This is a genomic window from Paenibacillus sp. DS2015 (assembly GCF_050433705.1).
In the GTDB taxonomy this organism is placed as follows: Bacteria; Bacillota; Bacilli; order Paenibacillales; family Paenibacillaceae; genus Paenibacillus_AQ.
This window is the reverse complement of the sequence record NZ_JBNPWS010000008.1, coordinates 50,790-70,063: the sequence shown is the minus strand read 5'-3', so window position 1 is coordinate 70,063 and position 19,274 is coordinate 50,790. Positions and strand designations below refer to the sequence as shown.

Here is a 19,274-nt window from a genome sequence, read left to right as displayed (position 1 = left end):
ATTTAGTTTCAATAATATTCTACTATATTTAGGTATGTACAATTGTAAAATCTATGTTAAATATGATCAGCTCAGTGTAAACAATGAATAATACACTCGAATTAGTATATGAAATTCTACAGAAAAAATAATAAAAACAAAAATAAATATCAAAATGGTAACAATTTCATGTGTAATAGTTACAAAGTTGTGATATATTCATACATGCCAAAACTTTTTGATTAAGGAAAAGTGTGGGGGACTTTATTGATGGAACGCAGGACGATGATTGATCGCTATTCCTGATTCCTTGGGGTGAATCGCGCGTATAGGGCGTGTAGGGTGAACTTCCTAATCCGAATCCGACAGCTAACTCCGCAGGCAAAATAAGGAGGAACTATGAAGAAATTTTCTACTATCAAAATAATGACAGCCATTATAGGCATTTCAGCAGCAATGCAAGTGGCTCCCGTTCACGCAGATCAGATTCATGTCGCAACCGCTGGAGATACTTTTTATAGTCTCACAAAGGAATACAAGGTGGATTTAAACAAGATGATTCAAGCTAACCCTAAGGTAAGTGCTACGAATATTTATGAAGGTATGAACCTTAGCATTCCAACATCTAGTACAGTGGTTAAGCAATCTGTAGCTTCTGCAGCGACTCCAATCACAGCGAAGCAAGTTTCAACAACAAGCCTTCTTAATGTTATACCCGAAGATAGTAAGGTCGAAGCATGGGGCAAAGTATTTAACTATTCTAAGACGATCAATGTAAAAGCATCAGCGTATTCAGCTGCTGCTAGCGAGAATGGGAAATGGGGCGCAGTTGATTATTTCGGTAATCCACTGAAATTGGGTACTCTAGCTGTAGATCCAAGTATTATCCCTTTAGGCACTAAAGTGTTAGTAACGGGACATAATCATGCGGGTCTCCCTAAACAAGCATTTGTGGCTACAGCCAAAGATGTTGGCTCAGCTATAAAGGGACATCGGATTGATATTTTTATCCCTGGAAGTCAAGCTACTGTTCGTGATTTTGGATATCAAAATGTTGAGTTGTATATTATCAAATAAATATTGATTTTTAGGAGCCGCTCTCGATCGTTCGAGAGCGGCTCTTTTTATAACATGAAGTTTCTCTAACGGCTAATATTCCTTACAGACACACTCACTCTCTCTTTAAGGACGGTGAAGTTGTCTTTTCTTTACTCATCGAAATATGAAGCATATCGGCAACCAGAACGAATGTATAACCTTTATCTCTTAGTTCTTGAATGACCTCAGGCAGAGCTTCAATGCTACCTTTAAGATCGGAACCTTCTCCACCACCTGCATGCTGAAGAATAATGGAGCCAGGACCAACAGAGGACAGGATGTTTTTCTTGACCTCTTCTTTACTAAGACCCTTCCAATCTAAGGAGTCCACGTTCCAATTAATTATTTTATATCCATGTGCTTTAGCCCATTTCAGCTGGGATTCTGTGATATCACCGTAGGGTGGTCTAATGAGTCGAGGGCTGTACCCCACGATTTGATGGATGATCTGTTCTGTCTTTAGAATCTGATCTTGAAAGCTATCGAACGATATTTTACTGAATTGTGGATGATTATACGAGTGATTACCGATAGAATGACCTTCTCGATTCATTCGAGCCACAAGCTCAGGATGCTTCTTAGCCCGTTCACCAATGACAAAAAAGGTTGCCTTTACATGGTGTTTGTCTAACACATCCAACACTTGTGCTGTAAATCTAGAGTCAGGCGCGTCGTCAAAAGTAAGAGCAATTTGTTTAATTCTTTCTCCCCTTGTTTTTATGGTCTCAGGGTATTTATGATATAGCTGTGCTAAGGATGATATCTGCTTATCTCTAGCTGATGGTTTGACGCCTGCGGAGTTAGCAGGTACTGAAGTGTCAGGTTGTTCTGGAGACAGGGGTGGCGAGGAATTAGGTAAAATGGACAATGCAAAAGTCACTTCACACATAGAAAAAAGAAGAACTATACATATAAGTAACCTTTTCAGCATAATTGATGATCTCCTTTGTTATGTAAGGTTGGTTGGCCAATATCTCTTTTGTTATGTCCGAATGGAGTATGAATTATGCTTATACACATCAAGTAGTTCTTTATTTATTTCGTGAAGTTAGATGATATAATGAAGGTTCTAAATTGTAATCAGAACTTGCTTGAGACATAGGCCCATGCAGATCATCAAATACGATAACTTTAGCATGGTTTATTTAAATAAATAGGGTCAAGGAGGGGAGTTCTCAGTGAAACTAATCTGGTTAGCGATCTTTGTGTTCATTATTGTACTAGTTTTGTTATTATCCGTTAGGTCAAGAACTAGGAAACCGAGCGGAAATGTCATTAAGTTTCAGAAGAGGGATAGCAAGCGGGGGTTACAGAGATGTACCTATTGCAGAAAAAATAGCAAATTAACTTTCTACGCAAGTGATAATGGAATGGTAGTAGGAGTTTGTAAAGCATGTAAACCGAAGGCAGAATCTCGAGATATGCTTCCGATCTAATGAGGATAGAGTGAAGAGACGAAATTTGTCGTCTGAGAGCGTTCTCATCACGACTATAGTGAAAAAAGTCACAGACCACTTCTATATGATAAGGCATGTTTAAAGAAGCTTAATTATCAATTTTTTATCATTGATAAAAGTGTCAAGCCATAATAGAGTGGATTGTTTACTATGGGAGGTTTATAGATATGGGAAAGGTAGTATCCAACGTAAAAGTAGCGGAACAAGTATACTTGTTACGAGTAGAAGGCAATTATGAAGGCAGCATGGGACAATTCTATATGTTACGCGCTTGGGGTCATTACCCGTTACTCTCTAGACCCATTAGCATATTTAATAAGGATGATGAAAGTATAGAGTTTCTGTATCAGGTTGTTGGAGAAGGAACGGCTCTCTTAGCTTCATTGCGTTCAGGTGATACCCTACAGCTGGAAGGGCCTTTTGGAAATGGATTTCCTGTTGCAGAGGGACGAGTGGCGCTCATTGGCGGTGGGATTGGTATAGCCCCATTCTACTACTGTGCGCAGCAAATAAATTCAGATATTTATCTTGGATTCAGTACAGAAGCTTATTTGCAGGATGCCTTCAGTAAACTTACAAGTTCTCTACATATTAATGTGGGTGGGATTGTAGTTGATGATGTCGATTTCGAGCAGTATGACACGATTATGGCTTGTGGACCACACGCGATGATGCGGGCTGTACAGACGAAATACTTTCAGTCTAGTCGCCGAGCTAAGGTGTATATTTCGCTTGAGAATCGAATGGCATGTGGGATTGGGGCATGTCTTGTCTGCACCGTCTCTTGCCTGGATGGTCGTAAAAAGGCATGCACAGAGGGTCCAGTGTTTGAAGCTCAGGAGGTGACATTCCATGATTGATTTAACTTGCAATGTAGCGGGGATATCTTTCAAGAATCCTCTAGTCATGGCATCGGGTACATTTGGTTTCGGGAGAGAGTACGGGAAGATTTACGACATTTCTAAGTTAGGTGGCATCAGTGGTAAAGGACTTACCTTACATCCCAAAGCGGGCAATGAAGGTCTACGTGTCTATGAGACAGCGTCGGGAATGCTGAACAGCGTGGGACTTGAGAATCCAGGTATACCTTATTTCCTAGAGCATGAATGTAACGAGTGGGAGTCTCTCGATACCGTAAGAATTGCTAATCTGGGAGGTAATACGCTGGATGATTATGTTCAAGGGGCGATGTTAATTCAGCAAGATCATGATCGAAGACAAATGCTTGGTAGACAAGCAGTAGATATGATTGAACTGAATATTTCTTGTCCTAACGTCAAAGAAGGCGGGATTGCTTATGGTGTGAAAACAGTAGCAGCTAGAGAGGTCGTCCGATCCGTTAGACAGGCAACGAGACTCCCCCTAACTGTGAAATTGTCTCCTAATGCAGAAGATTTAGTGGATATGGCTGTGATGTGTGAAGATGAGGGTGCAGATGCGATTTCGCTCATCAATACGATTTCAGGTATGAAGATTGATGTACGTCGTCGTGCCAGCGTTTTTAATAATGTATATGCGGGGCTTTCCGGTCCAGCGATCAAGCCGATTGCCCTAAGAATGGTTCATCAAGTGGCTAAGCACGTAGAAATTCCCATCATGGGCATGGGTGGGATCACTTCAGCAACCGATATGATCGAATTCATTATGGCAGGAGCTTCTGTCGTTCAGGTGGGGACATATAACTTCATGAATTTACGAGCAGGTGAGCAGCTTGTTGAAGAATTAATTCAATTTATGCAAGAGGAGAACATTAACAATTTGGACGAAATCCGCGGAATCCTATAGAATAGAATGATGACCATTTCTCTATAGAAAGGCGGAGATAAGTTGCAACTCTATAATCCGGGTGATATCACTTTAGTAGAAGTTCCAGTAGGCCGAGATACCTTATTGATTATTACAGGAGGAGTAGCTCATATTGGAGCTGTTGCCACTGCTTATGTAGGAACTGAGGGGATTGAGGTACAGACTTCTAGAGTTCCAGCACATGAAGAGCATCGGCTGGTAGAGAAATGCGCACGTATAGCAGCAACTGCATTAGGTAGAACGGTTACTGTAGCAGCGGGAATACATTATGATGATATAACCAAAGAGCAGATTAATGCCGTTGTATCCTCAGTTGATAACTTAATGGAGGAGTATTTACAGCGGGTACTAAATGCATAACAACGAAATTGAAGAAATTTACTTAGTATAATGTTGAAATGTTGAAACATTCTTTATTTTCGTGCGTAAACCATATCAAGAAGTATTAACTAACTCTAGGAGGAAACAAATTATGTCTATGTTTAAAAGATTACGCGATTTAACGATGTCGAATATTAACAGCATTATTGATAAAGCTGAGGATCCAATTAAAATGACGGATCAATATATTCGAGATATGCATGAAGATTTAGAAGATGCTGAGAAAGCAGTCGCAGCGCAAATTGCAATTGAGAAGAAGTTTAAACAGCTTTTTGAAGAGCAAGAAGCGCTTGTCAACAAACGTGAACAACAAGCACATACAGCTGCCAAAGCTCAAAATATTGATCTTGCTCGTCGTGCTTTAGAAGAGAAGAAAGCTGCTGAGGTCAAGATGGCAGAGTACAAAACAAGTTATGATCAGAACAAAGCATCAGCAGACAACCTACGTGGTAAGTTAGATGAGATGCGTAAGCAATTAACATTAATGAAGAACAAGCGCGAGACGTTAGTAGCTCGTTATAATGCTGCTAAAGCTCAGACTGAAATTAACAAAGCCATGACAGGCTTCAGTACAGATTCAGCTGCCAGTGGACTGAAACGTATGGAAGATAAGATGCTTCATATGGAGGCTCAAGCCGAAGCAAGTAATGAATTGGCTTCTAGTGAAAAGTCGCTAGATGCTGAGTTTGAGAACCTAAGCAAAGATCAAGCTGTTGAAGACGAACTAGCGAACCTCTTGAAGCAATATGATAACAAGGAATAAGTAATAACATAACAACCAATCACATAACTTGTTCTTAGCGAAGGAGACATCTTAGTCATTAGATCTCCTTCGCTTTTATATGGAATGAAGCTAGGGATGTATTTCATGATGAATGTGGAGGCAGTTAGATGGACTTTAATATTTTAGGTGTATTGGTCTGGACGGGTGTAGGTGCGGTTCTTCTATTTATACTCATGTTTGTGGATTCAATGTTTACGCGGTATAAGGACTTTGAAGAAGTGAAAGCTGGCAATATGGCCGTCACCACACGTATGGTTATGAAGCTGTTTGCACAGGGATATATTTTATCTGAATCCATCTCAACTTCGAATGTATTAATGGATGCCATTGTAGTTTCGATTGTTTCTTTTATCATCCTTCTTATACTTGAAAGTATTGCGCGTCTTATTCTTAGAGCATGGGCAAACTTGGAGCTTGATTTAGGAACACAGCAAGGTAAAGTGGGATATGGTTTATTTGCAGGTTCACTGCATATTGTAGGAGCACTTATTATTACAGCTTGTTTATAAAACGGATTGTCAAGTTCTATTACACTTGGTTTGATCATCTGTCAATTTCTAAAGTATGGTACGCGAGGAGTCATAACGTATGAGTATATTCAAAAGAATTGGAAATTTGTTCTCGAAATCAGAACCACCCATTCAAGAAAAGAGTATGTTGAAACTTAACCCTACCGATATTTGCGAAGTTTCACTTGTTACTTATGAAGTGGTAGGTAGGGTTCATAACCGGGGGCGTAACGCCGTCGTGTTGACTTTGCAGGACGGACAACATATCGCCTATCTTCATATCGAGGAAAGAGAAAGAGTACAGTACGCTCTATACAATCCTATTGATGGTAGATTAGATAATCCCGCGGAGGTTCCATCTATCTTAGATTTAGACGACAAGTCATATCACTTAGAGGAAGAGTATGAAGGGAACGTCCTTGTGAAAGGAAGAGTGCCTTTCCTGCAAGATGGAGAGCAGCATGTATGGCAGTATCAGTCCGATGATAATTTTCTCTTGCGGATCGAATGGCAGAATGGCCGGTTCATGATGTATGAAGGTGAAGATGTGATACCAGCAGATGTCAAAGTCATTCGAGCGACCTAGGAGTGAAACAAGTGAAGAAATCTTCTTTTCTTACAATTAAGCTGTTATTGGTACTGAGTCTCCTAATTTCATTGCTAAGTGGATGTGGAGCACCAAATGTTAAAGATACTTATCCGCTTGAATCCGTAAATGAGGATGGAAGTGCAACATCGTATGTGTATCGTGCAGCTGGTCAGACTGTACCTGAAGTAGCTACAGGATTATCTGACGAGAAGACACCAGATCAGATTTCACAGGAAGACTCCGAGCGGATGTTCCTAGTGTACAGTGACAAATGGTATCATTTGCAACAGGATCCAGATAATAAAGAAGATACACTAATCGAAGTGGATTCGAAAGAATATGTTCAGAAGAATTATAGTTCTAGCTTTTTACAGGGATATATTACGGCGAGTATATTAGGTAATTTATTCGATTCTTTGGGAGGCTCGGGTTCTTATCGCGGATATTCTAGTAAGGATGTCTATAAGCCGCAGCAGGGAACATACCGTGCCCCTACAGCGAATGATAAGAAGATAGCACCACCTCTGACCGTTGAGAAAAAAGGATGGATTACACGACGTGGTAAGAGCAGTAGCACAGATAGTGCCGGAACAGGTGGAAGTATATTTAGTCGTAACTCGAGTGGCTCTGATTCTAAGGGTGGAAGTATAACCAGAGGTAAGAGTGATGGGGGATCGATATTTAGTTCTCCGAAGAGGTCGATTACGAAGCCTAAGACGCGGATAGGTTCGGGGAAGATCAGCAGGCGAGGTCGACGATAGAATGTGGTTCACGCTATAAACAAGAGCAGTGTGCGAAGGTAATTAACTTTCGTATGCTGCTTTTTATTGTATCTAGGGAGTGTCGGTGCTCTCATCTAAGTTGCCATTCTGTTAGGTTATTGCTATAAATGAAGTAGCAACGTTATCAACAAGAATCTTTAGCAAATCTGGGGAGGTTACAACTTGGTACATTCATTAGAGCATTCTAAATTTAATCGTAAAGCGATCAAGGTTAGAGAAGCGCAGAACTTGATTGCTTCACACATACATCCTATTGAGATTGAAAGTGTAGATTTACAAGAAAGTCATGGACGAACGTTGGCTCAGACCATTAGGGCACCGCATCCTTATCCAGCGTTTCGTCGTTCCATGATGGATGGTTATGCGATTTGCTCAACGGATACTATTCAATGCAGCTCCGAACTACCTGTATGGCTTGAAGTTATTGATGACATACCTTGTGGTACTGTATCAAACAAGATGATTGCACCTGGCACAACCGCACGTATTATGACAGGAGCTCAGGTTCCCGAAGGTGCGGATGCTGTAATCATGTTTGAGAAGGTTGAACTTCGTGAGAAGAACGGAATAACCTGGGCGGGACTATCAACACATATAGAGCAGGGAAGCAGTATTACTCCGATCGGTTTGGAACTGCAGGCGGAAGAAGAAATTCTGAAACAAGGGGATACCATTGAAGCGGGTGAAATATCTGTGCTGGCAACATTCGGTATTCATCGGGTAGAGGTGTATAGACGCCCACGGGTTGCTATTTTCTCAACTGGATCTGAGTTGTTGAAGATAGATGAACCACTCCAACCAGGGAAAATTCGTAATAGTAATACATATATGATTGCTTCTCAGGTGCTTGAGGCAGGTGGAGAACCTGTGATTCTTGATGCTATTATGGATGATCTCTCCTTAGCTCAAAGTAAAGTGGAAGAAGCGCTCATGGAATATGATATGGTCGTCACAAGTGGTGGAGTATCTGTTGGTGACTATGATATTATGGGAGATTTAGTACGAACAGATTGCGTAACGATGCTATATAACAAAGTGTCCATGCGTCCAGGTAGCGTATCGACAGCAGCCATTAAAGATGGCAAATGTTTGTTTGCTCTCTCAGGTAATCCTGGTGCTTGTTTTGTAGGGTTTGAATTGTTTGTGAGACCTAGTATTCGGATGATGATGTTAGATCCTAACCCATATTTACCGGAGTGGACAGCAACCTTAGGTGCAGATTACGATAAGATTAACTCTTTTACAAGATTCGTGCGCGCTAAGATCCAAGTTCGAGAGGGTGTTGTGTTTGCTACTCCAACGGGTGTAGATGAGTCAGGGGTGATGATTACCATTAAAGATAGTGACTGTTTCATTATTGTTCCACCTGCTCAAGAGGGCCTCAAAGCAGGTGTGAAGGTAACCATAATAGTGTTGAAGACGGAACATAAAGGGTGAATGACGAGTGAGTTGACAGCCTGTGATCATGACCGACAAAGGAACGCTTCGCGTATCACAACTCGCGTATCACAACACATGGAGGTTAGAGATCTATCTACTCTGGTAGATGCCACTCTCCCATTCTAAGCTAAGGGTGATCAGGCATAAATTAAGGCTCACTGCGACGTTCAATGGCCTCGGACATCGTTTTGTCTGTAAGATGGGCATAGACCTCAGTGGTTTCGGTAGAAGCGTGTCCTAACTGCTCCTTGGTTTTATAGATATCATTCTGTAAATAATAATCGGTAGCAAAAGAATGACGTAGTTTATGAACCGTAAGAAAAGGTTTACCGAACCGTTGAGCATATTTAATAATCATGGCTTGAATGGCACGTTTGGTCATACGTTTTCCTTCATACTGACCGTTCGGGATCGTTAAGAAGAGCGCTTTCTCCTTTTTCGGAGCTTTATATCTGCTTTGTCGTAGGTCAAGGTATAGGGTTAGATCGTCTTTCGCTTGTTCGCGGAAATATACGGGTGATTTGTAGGTCTCGTCATTGTTACCTTTACGAAAAATGTATAATAGCTTGTTGTTATAGTCTAAATCCTCCAGATTCAAATTGACGATCTCAGAGACGCGTAGACCAGAGTTCAAGATGAGACTCGCAATACAAGCATCACGTTCCTTATTCAGCTCGTAGGAATAGAGAGCTTGCTTGTTGCTAGCGATATCAACACCATAACCTTCGTAAATGTAGGCTATAAATTCAAATATCTCTTCATCCTCTAGTATTTTACCTTTAAGTTTCGCGGCCGTATCCTTAGGCTTATGTGTACGTTTAACTTCGACTTTGGCCATAATATTGCGCTTGAGAAGCGGGTAGAAGTCTTCATCTTCAGCAATTTGACTCAAATAATGAAACAACGAACGAAGTGAGGATAACTTGCGAGATATGGTTACTCTACTGTTGGCACCTTCACGGCGAGTCGTTAAATAAAGCCTATAGCTCACGATATTTTCCATACGTAACATTTCAAGTTCTTGAAGCGTAATCTTGGTATGATGGTCAGCTTCAGAGAGTAATTCTCCTCGTAACCAATTGAAGAAGGTTTGGTAATCTCGCACATACTCAAGTAGGGTAGAGGGAGATAGGTCAGGTAACTTGTAATCGATAAATTGCTGCACAAACCAAGGCATGCCAAGTATTTTTCCATCTAATTTTACGCGATCGCTTTCTTTCTGAATATTCATGGACATCACCTCTTGCTGGTTAGGATTCTCTATTCATTCTACCATATTGAGAGAGGAACTGCCCTGTATAGTACAGTGAAGTCGGCGTATACATTAGGCGTAGTAAGATAAGGTTATATGATGAGGGTTCTACTGAGATAAAGATGAGATCTGAAGAGGTGGTAAATATGGATATGAGGCTAGAAAGAGTTCCAATGGAGCGCAGAGAGGTTATTGATCATTTGATGCAGTTCTACTTGTATGATTTCACACAGTATCTGAATATCGATGTTAATACCAATGGGTTATTTCCAGCTTATCCAGAACTAGATTCTTACTGGAGTAGTGGGGACGACAAGACTGTATATTTATTTAAGGTATCGAATAGACCGGCGGGATTCGCATTAATTGATAAATACCACAACAGTGCAGAAAGTAACTATTATATGACAGAGTTTTTCATTATGAAGAAGTATCGTCGGGGTGGAGTTGGAACATGGGCAGCGCACGAGCTTTTTCGTCAGTTTAAAGGCAGTTGGAAAGTGACTCAAGTGAAAAGTAACGCGCCGGCGCAAGTCTTTTGGCAGAAAGTGATTAGAGATTACACCGACGGGCAATTTAGACAGATCATTCACCCAGAGCAGGGCAATTTAAGTCAATATTTCAATTCTTAAGGTTACTGTGTGATCGGACCCTTAGTGAGAAAAATAACATCTGGCTCTCCACGATCTTGAGGGACATACAGAATATCGACGAGTTGAAAATGACATTTCAGTCTATCCACAAATTCTGGGGATGACGTTGCACTCCAGAAAGATAGATATCCATCCGGTTGCAAATGCCGAGCAAGTAGGGACAGGCCATAGTCGCTATAGAGCGATTCATTCGTAGCATACACATTCCAATCAGGACCATTATCGATATCTAAACAGATCAGGTCGAACTTATCATCATGCTCTGCTAACCACACAAGGCAATCGGCATGTATGATGTTACTTTTTGGATGAAAAGAAGATTCTTCTGATACCGCAGATAAGAGGGTTCGATTCCATTGAATAATGGTTTCTTCGATTTCAAGCACAGTCACTTGCTCTACACGAGGGTCTTTAAGGGCTTCTTGTAAGCTAAACCCTACACCCAGTCCTCCGATAAGAATGTGACTAGGGTGATCGCTGCGTTTCAGAGGTTCGCTAATGAGAAGCTTCTCAGATTCACCGTTATAAGTGGCCATAAGAAATGTACCGTTACTAATGATCTCAAAATATTGACCTCTACGCTGTAGCTGGATTTCACCACGAGGTGTAGAATATTTTTCAATGACTTCTGGGGGTAAATCATGATCGTTCAATAATATCCACTCCTTACAAATTGTAGTCATAACGTTTTCTAAGACGCATGCAATACAGCCATGTTCTGATCAAATATGAACCCATGGTGAGGATAGCAAGGGTAAGTGAAATCATGCTCAACATTTGCAGGGTACCTATTTTGTTATCCAACCTCAATTCCATATTTATACCCATATTAAAAATATAAACGATGATCAAAGGAAGAAATATACATGTATAGGAGATTGCTATGCGTCTTGCATGTTTTACATGATGTGATTTGTCACTGTAAATCTGTGGTCGTGCTTCGTCGTCTGAATATTCACGGCTCCATAGGGTCCATTTTTGAAAATGTGAATTAGAAATAAATACGCTCTTCCAGCCTGAATCTATGTGTATGTCATTGTAGCTTTTATCGGCAATATTTTGAAAATCAGCACAATAACTTACTTTGCGTGAGCGACCTACTATAAAATGAAAAACGGTTCCTGTTCTGCTCATACGATAAAGGTTATAACCTTGTTCTTCCATGGTTTCTAGCCACTGCTCAAGCTTATCCGGAGCATACATCCAGCCAAACCTTCGTTTAACAATCATTTGACCTGAACGTTTCAACTGTTTTTTTTCAGCTTTACTTATTCTTCTTTCATCTGAATTCATCTCATGAGGATTGTTTTGTTGTACGTTTTCACTTCGTAATTTCTTGTTGGTTTTATTGATTTTGACAACAGAATAGATACTAAGAATCCAAAGGGATAATGAAGGGATCGCATATAGATATGTTAAAAACCAATAGGGGCTTCTACCAACTTGTTCACCAACTCTTATGGGTTCATCCTGGGAAAACATAACTAAGCTAATTATAGTAACAAAAAAGATAGCCATAGTGGTCATATATATTAAAACACTACCGAAAATGTACATAATCACTCTATTATGTTTGATGATTCCCTCACGAACAGGGGAGGTCTTTATTTGTTCAAAAGAATGTTCATTCGACAGTACATACCAATGCCCGCTTTGCCAAACCTTGTTCCAACCATCATCTAATAAAGCCTTTGACAGTGAATCACTGTGCATTTTATTGAACCCTATACGATAGGTTATTCTCTTAGGATCGCCTTTTATAAAGTAGAAATAACGCGTGCCTCGATTCAATTTCACCAAATAATAACCCTTTTCCGCCATAGACGAGAGCCATGCTTCTGTTTTGTTTACATCATAGCTCCAGAAGGGTCTAAATACTTGTTTAATCATTAAAATCCTCCTCGTATTTTAACGCGTTCTGGTGAAGCTCTTTGAGTCTATTTATCTCAACCGTGATTAACTTTTTTCCGGTTTCTGTAATTTCATAAACGGTTCTTCGCTCCTCATCAGCAAATACAGTAATAATCCCATCTTTCTGCATTTTTGTTAGCGTTCCGTAAACCGTACCAGATCCTAATCGAATCCGTGATCTCGAAATTTCCTCTACATGTTTAACAATTCCATATCCATGAAGTGGTTTTGTTAAGGAGAGGAGAATATAAAATGCTGTTTCTGTCATGGGTACATATTTTTTCAGTACCTTTTCAATCATGTCCACGACGATCACTCCTTTAGTCTTGCTGTCTTGTTATTATAATAATATATGTCACAATGGAATATGTCATAACATGACTATATCACGACGCGACCTATTATGCAAAATAATTAATGATCAATGTCTCGTGACAGTAGTATAAAAATACATCATATGAAAAATTCATAACAACAAAACCGGAGATATCTACTCTATTTTCATGATAATCATCATATTTAGGTGTTTTGTTATGAAAAGGTGGGTTTTCCTTCAAGAGATTCTAAAGAAGAAAATAATCATTTAGTTTACATAATAATAATTACGCAAACTAAATGAAAGGCTAAAGAGGTCGTTATCGCCTTTTGGCGAGATCTTGGAATGTGGAGAGTTACAGAGTATAGTGTATTACAATAAATATAAATAATGGAGGTTTGTTTTATGACCGTAGATTCGCAGAATGACATAGATAGACTTAAGGAAATTGGCCATATCGTGGCTTCGACGATTAAAGAAATGAAACGTAATGTACGTGTTGGAATGACTACACAGGAATTGGATGAGCTGGGCGGCTTATATTTGAAGAGTCGTGGTGCTGTATCTTCGCCCCAAAAAACATTCAACTTTCCAGGTTACACATGTATTAGTATTAATCAGGAAGTAGCTCATGGAATACCGAGTGAAAGGAAAATTCAAGAAGGTGACCTAATAAACATCGATGTTAGCGCTGAAAAGGATGGGTATGTCGCGGACACAGGGCACTCTTTTCAAATAGCTCCATATAACCTGTCTTTAACTCGTCTCTGCCAGTACACTCATGATACGATGATGAAAGTGATATCCTCACTTAAGCATGGTGTAAAGCTAAACGAAATTGGCAGGATCATGCAATCCGAAGCTGAAAAGGGGGGGTATAAAGTGATCAAAAATTTGTGTAGTCACGGCGTGGGAAGATCTATACACGAATCACCAGAAATTCTCCCCTTTTATAATAAACACGATAAACGCATATTGAAAGAAGGTTTAGTCATTACGATTGAACCGTTCCTATCAACCGGTGCTGAGTACGCTGTTGAACAGAATGATGGATGGACGTTAAGTGTTCCTGACAATAGCTTTGTAGCACAGCATGAACACACCATAATTATAACAAAAAGCCAACCTATCATTGTGACGGTTGCCTGAAATTTAAATGTAATGTTAAATAACTGCACAACAACAGTCTGAACCTTTGTAATTAGGTTATAGGCTGTTGTTTTTGGTTATGTCGGACAGCAGACTACGCACACTATAGACCATATATCATCATATGAATAATTCACAATAGTTTATATATCAGTATCTAATCATTTCGAACGCAATCATCTGATACTCGTCTCTAGTTTGAATAAAGGAATCTTGTACCCCATCCATGAAAAAAACACAACCATCCGTCCACCCACTGGTGAGAGATAGTTTCATTATTTTTTGTCATGAAAACGATGGATTGACGTTTATACGATTTGTCTTCCTTGAACATATACGTTACGAATGTTTAGATCGCCATCCAACAAAAGAATATCGGCCTGTTTCCCAGATTCAAGCGTTCCAATCTGTTGATCTAATCCAAGTGAGATTGCAGGGTTTAGACTGGCAGCTTGGGAAGCTTCTTCTAGGGTTAATCCGACCTCAGATATCAGATTACGAAATCCACGAATCATGGTTAATGTACTTCCGGCAAGTGCTCCATCGTTATCCTTAAGTGTCGCAACTCCTCCAGATACATTCACGGGTTGATCACCTAGTGTATACTCGCCATCACCAAGGCCAGCTGCTGACATAGCATCAGTGATAAGGATCAGATTAGCTGATGTTTTCAGTCGTGCCAGGATAGACATAACAGCAGGATGAACATGGATACCGTCTGCAATCACTTCTGCTGCAATCCTGTTATCGCTCAGGACTGCTCCTGCAGTACCGGGTTTGCGGTGATGTAGGGGTGTCATCGCGTTGAAGGCGTGTACAGCCTGATTAAGACCTGCCTCAACAGCTAGAATGACTTGTTCGTATGTTGCATCCGTATGACCAAGAGCGGCAGTTATACCTTTGTCTCGCAACCATGAGATGACTTCAAGAGCGCCCTCACGCTCAGGAGCAAGCGTGACTTGACGAATAAGATTAGGGTATTGCTGTTCCCATTCTTCTAGCCAGCTTACGGTAGGAAGGACGATATGATCAGGATTTTGTGCTCCTGGCCATTTAGGACTGATGAAGGGTCCTTCCAGATGAACTCCTGCTAATTGGGTGTAAGGCATGAACTCTGATCGGTAAGCATTCACTTCATGTAGCACATGATCAATCGCATGTTTAGGAGCAGTCATCGTTGTGGCTAGCATCGTTGTCGTTCCTTGCGAACTATGGAAGCGTGTGATGGCATTTAAGGTCTCACGGTCGCTATCCATGAAGTCATGTCCCGCTCCACCGTGAACGTGTACATCTACGAATCCAGGGATGAGAAGCCCTCCCACGTCATCTGATAGGGACTTCCAATCTGTATAAGTTGAGGGTAAATCTTTTTTCTCGCCGGCATAACAAATGGTTGCTCCAGATATGGCGATAACTCCATCTTCAATCAGTCCATGCGGCGTCAGTACTTTTCCGTATAGAAGCTGTTCCGTAACATGTGTCATTAGAGTAGTCTCCCAGCAGCTTGATCTAGTAAAAGGATGACGTTAGGGTGACATTGAAGCAAGGAAGCAGGGCATTGCGTTGTGATTGGGCCGTGAACTGCGGCTTTGATCGCTTCTGCCTTCTCAGCACCACGGGCAAGTAACACAATTTGTCGAGCTTTCAAAATGCTACCTACACTCATCGTCACGGCCTGTTTAGGTACATCATCCATGGAAGTAAAGAAGCGAGCGTTCGCAGCAAGTGTCTCATCTAACAAATCGACTACATGGGTGCTACCATTAAGATGGTCACTCGGTTCATTGAATCCAATATGCCCATTATGACCGATTCCTAGAAGCTGTAGATCAATAGGTCCGTTCTCCTCAAGTAGGTTGTCGTAAGATTGACACTCTGCTTCCAGATCTTCAGCGTTTCCGTTAGGGATATGAATTCGACTTGGATCCAAGTCGATATGCTGGAACAGATTGTGGTTCATAAAGTTATGATAGCTCTGCGGATGATCCTCAGAGAGCCCTACATATTCATCAAGATTATAAGAAGAAGCTTCGGCAAAACTAACGAGGCCTTTGGCATACATTTTCGCCAATCTTGCATAGATTCCTAGGGGAGAACTACCTGTAGCGAGCCCGAGAACAGCCCTCGGATTACTTTGTAAAAGACTAACGATCAGATTGGTGCCTGCTTGTACGAAATCTTCCTCTTGATTGAATGTAAGTATATTCATTATGAATTGCCTCCTCGATGATTGCGGTAATGTTGAACGTCGTTATAAGATTGTTCGAGCTTAGGTATAAAGTTGCCAAATTGTTGACTGAGCATTCCGGTAAATAGGATATCTATAATGTGTAATTGTGCAATGCGCGATGCCATGTCCCCGCGTCTCATTCCGTGTTCTAGTGAAGATGAGAAGAGAGGGAGATTAGCAAGTGAAGCTAGTGTATTACTGCCAAAAGAAGTAAGGGAAATCGTAGATGCACCATGATTGGATGCGCAACGTAAAGCATCAATCGTTTCAGGCGTCTCCCCAGAATAGGATATAGCAAAAGCGACATCATTCGCTCCTAGGGTAGATGCTGAAGTAATCTGCATATGGGAATCTGCAAAGGCAGTACAGTTCACACCGATACGAATCAATTTTTGATAGAAGTCCTGAGCTACAACAGAGGAAGTTGCCATCCCATAGAGATCAATTCTCTTTGCTCCGCATAGCAGATCTACAACTTTGGTGAGTTTAGTTAGGTCTAAAAGAGAAGTTGTGTCCCTAATGGATGCTAGATGATTCGCTTGCATGGCCTCAACAATAAGAGATAATGGATTCCCTGCAACAATATCTTGATATGCAGAAGAGTGAGAGGGATCGTCCGATCCACTTTGTGCTATTTCGGAGGCTAGATGTACTTTGAAGTCAGGAAACCCTTTGAAATGGAAAACCTTGCAGAACCTTGTGATCGTAGCTGGACTTATAGCACATTGTTCTGATAATTCCGTAATACCTATATGAACAATTTCACTAGGAGCAGCTAGAATGTGTTCCGCAAGTTTGCGTTCTAAAGGGGACAGTTTATTTAACTGACCTTGGATGGTATGAAGGATAGCAGCCATTGAACACCTCCTTGATAGTATTATTTATTTCTACCGTTAAAATTATTTCAGTAAATATGTCTATTTTAAGGAAAATTATTTTCAAACTCATCATAATATAACTTTTCTATGGAAGCAACATTTATCACTATTATTATAAGCAACTTAAACCTTATGTATCCGAATTGTGAATTAAAGCGATTACATATTTTGCGTTATTTTACATGACATTACATAACTGATTTTTCACGTATTCAGGGGTCGGTGGTGAATAAATTGTCTTTAAATAGGTAAAGGGGACACTTCATATCGTTTATAAGCTACAATAAAACAAGCAACGGCAGGTTAATTTATTGCGGGGTTGACGACGTCGCGGGGGCGACCAAGACAACAATACCGAATGAGTTTCTTGAAAGACTTGATTCGTTAATACGAGCACGTAGCAATCCCAATTTACAATTTGGCTGAAAAAAACTAGATTGTACTGCCATTGAATAATGGAAAAAGTCGCCTAGATGGGTATCCTTTACATATCCAAACTTATGATAATGTCTCCATTATCATAAGTTTGGATATGTTTTTGTGAGCTCTGAAGTGCAATTACAAATATCGATAAATGAAATTAATTTTCAGAAATATTAAAATAATAAAAATTATTTTAAAAAAGCATTGAAAAATGATATAAGAACTTGTATCATGACATTAGAGAGCGCTTTCTAAATACTTTCATAGGGGGATTGAAAATGAAAAAAAATACAAAAAAATGGTTAACGGGTACGATGGCAGCTGCACTTTCCATGGGTTTAATAGCATGTGGTAATGAAGAAGCAAGCAATAGCCCGGTATCAGAAACAGGGGAATTATCTGGGAAGGTAACACTATGGACAGCTTCGTTAGCGGGCGAACCATTTGACACCTATTTTGATGAAATTGAGAAGAATTTCGAGAATCTCCATCCTAATGTAGATGTCCTTATTGAAGATATTCCACAAGATGCAATGGAACAAAAAGTACTAACATCACTTACGGGTAGCGCTGTACCAGATGTTGTTAATTTAAATCCACACTATATGTCTAATATTGTGGCACAAGGTGGATTATTAGATTTAACAGAGATGGTAAGTGACGAGACGAAATCTTCTTTCGTAGAAGGTCCTTACAAATCAGGTATTTATGAAGATAAATTGTACGCACTGCCGTGGTACTTAGATACAACCATATCTTGGTATAATAGCGATCATTTTGAACAAGCAGGTATAAAAGAGTTACCTACAACAACACAAGGTATTTATGACACAGCAAAAGCTATAACGGCGAAGACGGGGAAACCTTCCTACTTTCCAGTAATCAATGATGGCAATGTAATTATGGAAAAAATGGTCTCATTATCAAAAGGAACTCCAATTGTGGAAGAAGGTAAGGCCACATTTGAAAATAATAAAGACATTATTGAATATTTCGCAGTAACACAAACCATGTATAAAGAGGGATTGATTCCTCAAGAGGCAGCAGAAGGATCATTAAAAACGGGGCAAGAGTTGTATATGGCAGGTAATACCTCATTCCTAGAAGGTGGAGTCACATTCTTAGGACCTGTTGAATCAGGTGCCCCAGAAATATATAAAGTATCGAAAGCGGGACAACCCCTAGAATCAGTAGATGCTCCAGTAAACGTTGCTGTGATGAACTTCGCAGTACCGTCAAAGACGAAAAATAAAGAAGCTGCAGTTGCTCTAGCTGAATTTGTTACAAATGCTGAAAATCAATTAGAATTTGCGAAAATAGCAGGTACTGTATTACCCTCAACGGTGAAGTCCTTAGAAGACGATTATTTCAAGAACCCAGGAGATTCATCTAAATCGCTTGGTCTGTTACAAGCATCTTTGTCATTAAGTCGTTCAATAGTATCCATTCCACCAACAGAAAACAGTGCAGAATTACGTAAATCTACCATGAATATCTTTGTTAAGAACCTACAAGGTAAGATCACACCGGAAGAGGCTGTGAAACAGTTAGCAGCAGATTGGAACAAAGCATTTGAAAAGTCAGGTGAAAAACAGACATTCTAGTAAATGAGAAAGAGAGTAGCTTTTGATTAAAAA

General features: G+C 40.2%; 20 protein-coding genes and 1 riboswitch. Of the genes, 12 read left to right on the top strand and 8 right to left on the bottom strand.

Features of this window, described 5'->3' with window-relative positions; genetic code table 11:
• Nucleotides 1–195: 195 nt before the first annotated feature.
• Nucleotides 196–378: riboswitch (cyclic di-AMP (ydaO/yuaA leader) on the top strand.
• The gene (locus J2T13_RS09585) at nt 379–1,056 is read left to right on the top strand and encodes a 3D domain-containing protein (RefSeq protein WP_429370628.1); all 678 of its coding nucleotides are present in this window, start codon (nt 379–381) and stop codon (nt 1,054–1,056) included.
• Between the two features lie 94 nt (nt 1,057–1,150).
• Here the strand turns inward: J2T13_RS09585 and J2T13_RS09580 are convergent, their stop codons facing one another.
• Nucleotides 1,151–2,008, bottom strand: coding sequence for a polysaccharide deacetylase family protein (locus J2T13_RS09580; RefSeq protein ID WP_429370626.1), 858 nt, complete (start codon nt 2,006–2,008; stop codon nt 1,151–1,153).
• Nucleotides 2,009–2,701: 693 nt separating this feature from the next.
• On the opposite strand from J2T13_RS09580, the gene J2T13_RS09575 reads away from it, so the two are divergent.
• From J2T13_RS09575 to J2T13_RS09540, 8 genes are all read left to right on the top strand, one after another.
• Nucleotides 2,702–3,394 (top strand): dihydroorotate dehydrogenase electron transfer subunit, encoded by a 693-nt coding sequence (locus J2T13_RS09575; protein ID WP_429370624.1) that lies wholly within the window; start codon nt 2,702–2,704, stop codon nt 3,392–3,394.
• Nucleotides 3,387–4,319, top strand: coding sequence for a dihydroorotate dehydrogenase (locus J2T13_RS09570; protein ID WP_429370623.1), 933 nt, complete (start codon nt 3,387–3,389; stop codon nt 4,317–4,319). The genes J2T13_RS09575 and J2T13_RS09570 overlap by 8 nt, the downstream gene beginning before the upstream one ends.
• A gap of 42 nt (nt 4,320–4,361) precedes the next feature.
• Nucleotides 4,362–4,700 (top strand): hypothetical protein, encoded by a 339-nt coding sequence (locus tag J2T13_RS09565; RefSeq protein WP_429370622.1) that lies wholly within the window; start codon nt 4,362–4,364, stop codon nt 4,698–4,700.
• Between the two features lie 112 nt (nt 4,701–4,812).
• On the top strand, nt 4,813–5,484 hold the full coding sequence (locus J2T13_RS09560) for a PspA/IM30 family protein (RefSeq protein WP_429370621.1): 672 nt from the start codon (nt 4,813–4,815) through the stop codon (nt 5,482–5,484).
• A gap of 128 nt (nt 5,485–5,612) precedes the next feature.
• Nucleotides 5,613–6,014 (top strand): DUF350 domain-containing protein, encoded by a 402-nt coding sequence (locus tag J2T13_RS09555; protein ID WP_429370619.1) that lies wholly within the window; start codon nt 5,613–5,615, stop codon nt 6,012–6,014.
• Between the two features lie 79 nt (nt 6,015–6,093).
• The gene (locus J2T13_RS09550) at nt 6,094–6,600 is read left to right on the top strand and encodes a DUF4178 domain-containing protein (protein WP_429370618.1); all 507 of its coding nucleotides are present in this window, start codon (nt 6,094–6,096) and stop codon (nt 6,598–6,600) included.
• Nucleotides 6,601–6,611: 11 nt separating this feature from the next.
• A complete protein-coding gene (locus J2T13_RS09545) occupies nt 6,612–7,364 on the top strand; it encodes a DUF4247 domain-containing protein (RefSeq protein WP_429370616.1) in 753 nt (250 codons plus the stop codon).
• A 183-nt stretch (nt 7,365–7,547) separates the two neighbouring features.
• A complete protein-coding gene (locus J2T13_RS09540; protein WP_429370614.1) occupies nt 7,548–8,822 on the top strand; it encodes a molybdopterin molybdotransferase MoeA in 1,275 nt (424 codons plus the stop codon).
• Between the two features lie 151 nt (nt 8,823–8,973).
• Here J2T13_RS09540 and xerS read toward each other — a convergent pair whose 3' ends face one another.
• Complete coding sequence (xerS, locus tag J2T13_RS09535; RefSeq protein ID WP_429370612.1) at nt 8,974–10,056, bottom strand: tyrosine recombinase XerS; 1,083 nt, start codon at nt 10,054–10,056, stop codon at nt 8,974–8,976.
• A 167-nt stretch (nt 10,057–10,223) separates the two neighbouring features.
• On the opposite strand from xerS, the gene J2T13_RS09530 reads away from it, so the two are divergent.
• Nucleotides 10,224–10,709: a GNAT family N-acetyltransferase gene (locus J2T13_RS09530; RefSeq protein WP_429370610.1), complete on the top strand. Its 486-nt coding sequence runs from the start codon at nt 10,224–10,226 to the stop codon at nt 10,707–10,709.
• A 2-nt stretch (nt 10,710–10,711) separates the two neighbouring features.
• On the opposite strand, the gene J2T13_RS09525 is transcribed toward J2T13_RS09530, so the two are convergent.
• Genes J2T13_RS09525 through J2T13_RS09515 form a run of 3 tightly spaced genes read right to left on the bottom strand, consistent with a single transcriptional unit; the run spans nt 10,712 to nt 12,942 of the window.
• Nucleotides 10,712–11,383 carry a spermine/spermidine synthase gene (locus tag J2T13_RS09525; RefSeq protein WP_429370609.1) on the bottom strand — a complete coding sequence of 224 codons (672 nt, stop codon included), beginning with the start codon at nt 11,381–11,383 and terminating at the stop codon, nt 10,712–10,714.
• 13 nt (nt 11,384–11,396) lie between these two features.
• Nucleotides 11,397–12,620: a DUF2812 domain-containing protein gene (locus J2T13_RS09520; RefSeq protein ID WP_429370607.1), complete on the bottom strand. Its 1,224-nt coding sequence runs from the start codon at nt 12,618–12,620 to the stop codon at nt 11,397–11,399.
• Nucleotides 12,613–12,942: a PadR family transcriptional regulator gene (locus tag J2T13_RS09515; RefSeq protein WP_429370829.1), complete on the bottom strand. Its 330-nt coding sequence runs from the start codon at nt 12,940–12,942 to the stop codon at nt 12,613–12,615. Before J2T13_RS09515 ends, J2T13_RS09520 begins: the two co-directional genes overlap by 8 nt.
• Nucleotides 12,943–13,362: 420 nt before the next feature.
• Here J2T13_RS09515 and map point away from each other — a divergent pair, with 420 nt between their 5' ends.
• Complete coding sequence (gene map / locus J2T13_RS09510; RefSeq protein WP_429370605.1) at nt 13,363–14,106, top strand: type I methionyl aminopeptidase; 744 nt, start codon at nt 13,363–13,365, stop codon at nt 14,104–14,106.
• 308 nt (nt 14,107–14,414) lie between these two features.
• On the opposite strand, the gene nagA is transcribed toward map, so the two are convergent.
• Genes nagA through J2T13_RS09495 form a run of 3 tightly spaced genes read right to left on the bottom strand, consistent with a single transcriptional unit; the run spans nt 14,415 to nt 17,193 of the window.
• Nucleotides 14,415–15,590 (bottom strand): N-acetylglucosamine-6-phosphate deacetylase, encoded by a 1,176-nt coding sequence (gene nagA, locus J2T13_RS09505; RefSeq protein WP_429370603.1) that lies wholly within the window; start codon nt 15,588–15,590, stop codon nt 14,415–14,417.
• The gene (gene nagB / locus J2T13_RS09500; protein ID WP_429370601.1) at nt 15,590–16,315 is read right to left on the bottom strand and encodes a glucosamine-6-phosphate deaminase; all 726 of its coding nucleotides are present in this window, start codon (nt 16,313–16,315) and stop codon (nt 15,590–15,592) included. Before nagB ends, nagA begins: the two co-directional genes overlap by 1 nt.
• Nucleotides 16,315–17,193, bottom strand: coding sequence for a MurR/RpiR family transcriptional regulator (locus tag J2T13_RS09495; protein ID WP_429370599.1), 879 nt, complete (start codon nt 17,191–17,193; stop codon nt 16,315–16,317). The genes nagB and J2T13_RS09495 overlap by 1 nt, the downstream gene beginning before the upstream one ends.
• A 722-nt stretch (nt 17,194–17,915) precedes the next feature.
• Here J2T13_RS09495 and J2T13_RS09490 point away from each other — a divergent pair.
• Nucleotides 17,916–19,241 (top strand): ABC transporter substrate-binding protein, encoded by a 1,326-nt coding sequence (locus J2T13_RS09490; RefSeq protein WP_429370598.1) that lies wholly within the window; start codon nt 17,916–17,918, stop codon nt 19,239–19,241.
• Nucleotides 19,242–19,274: the final 33 nt, after the last annotated feature.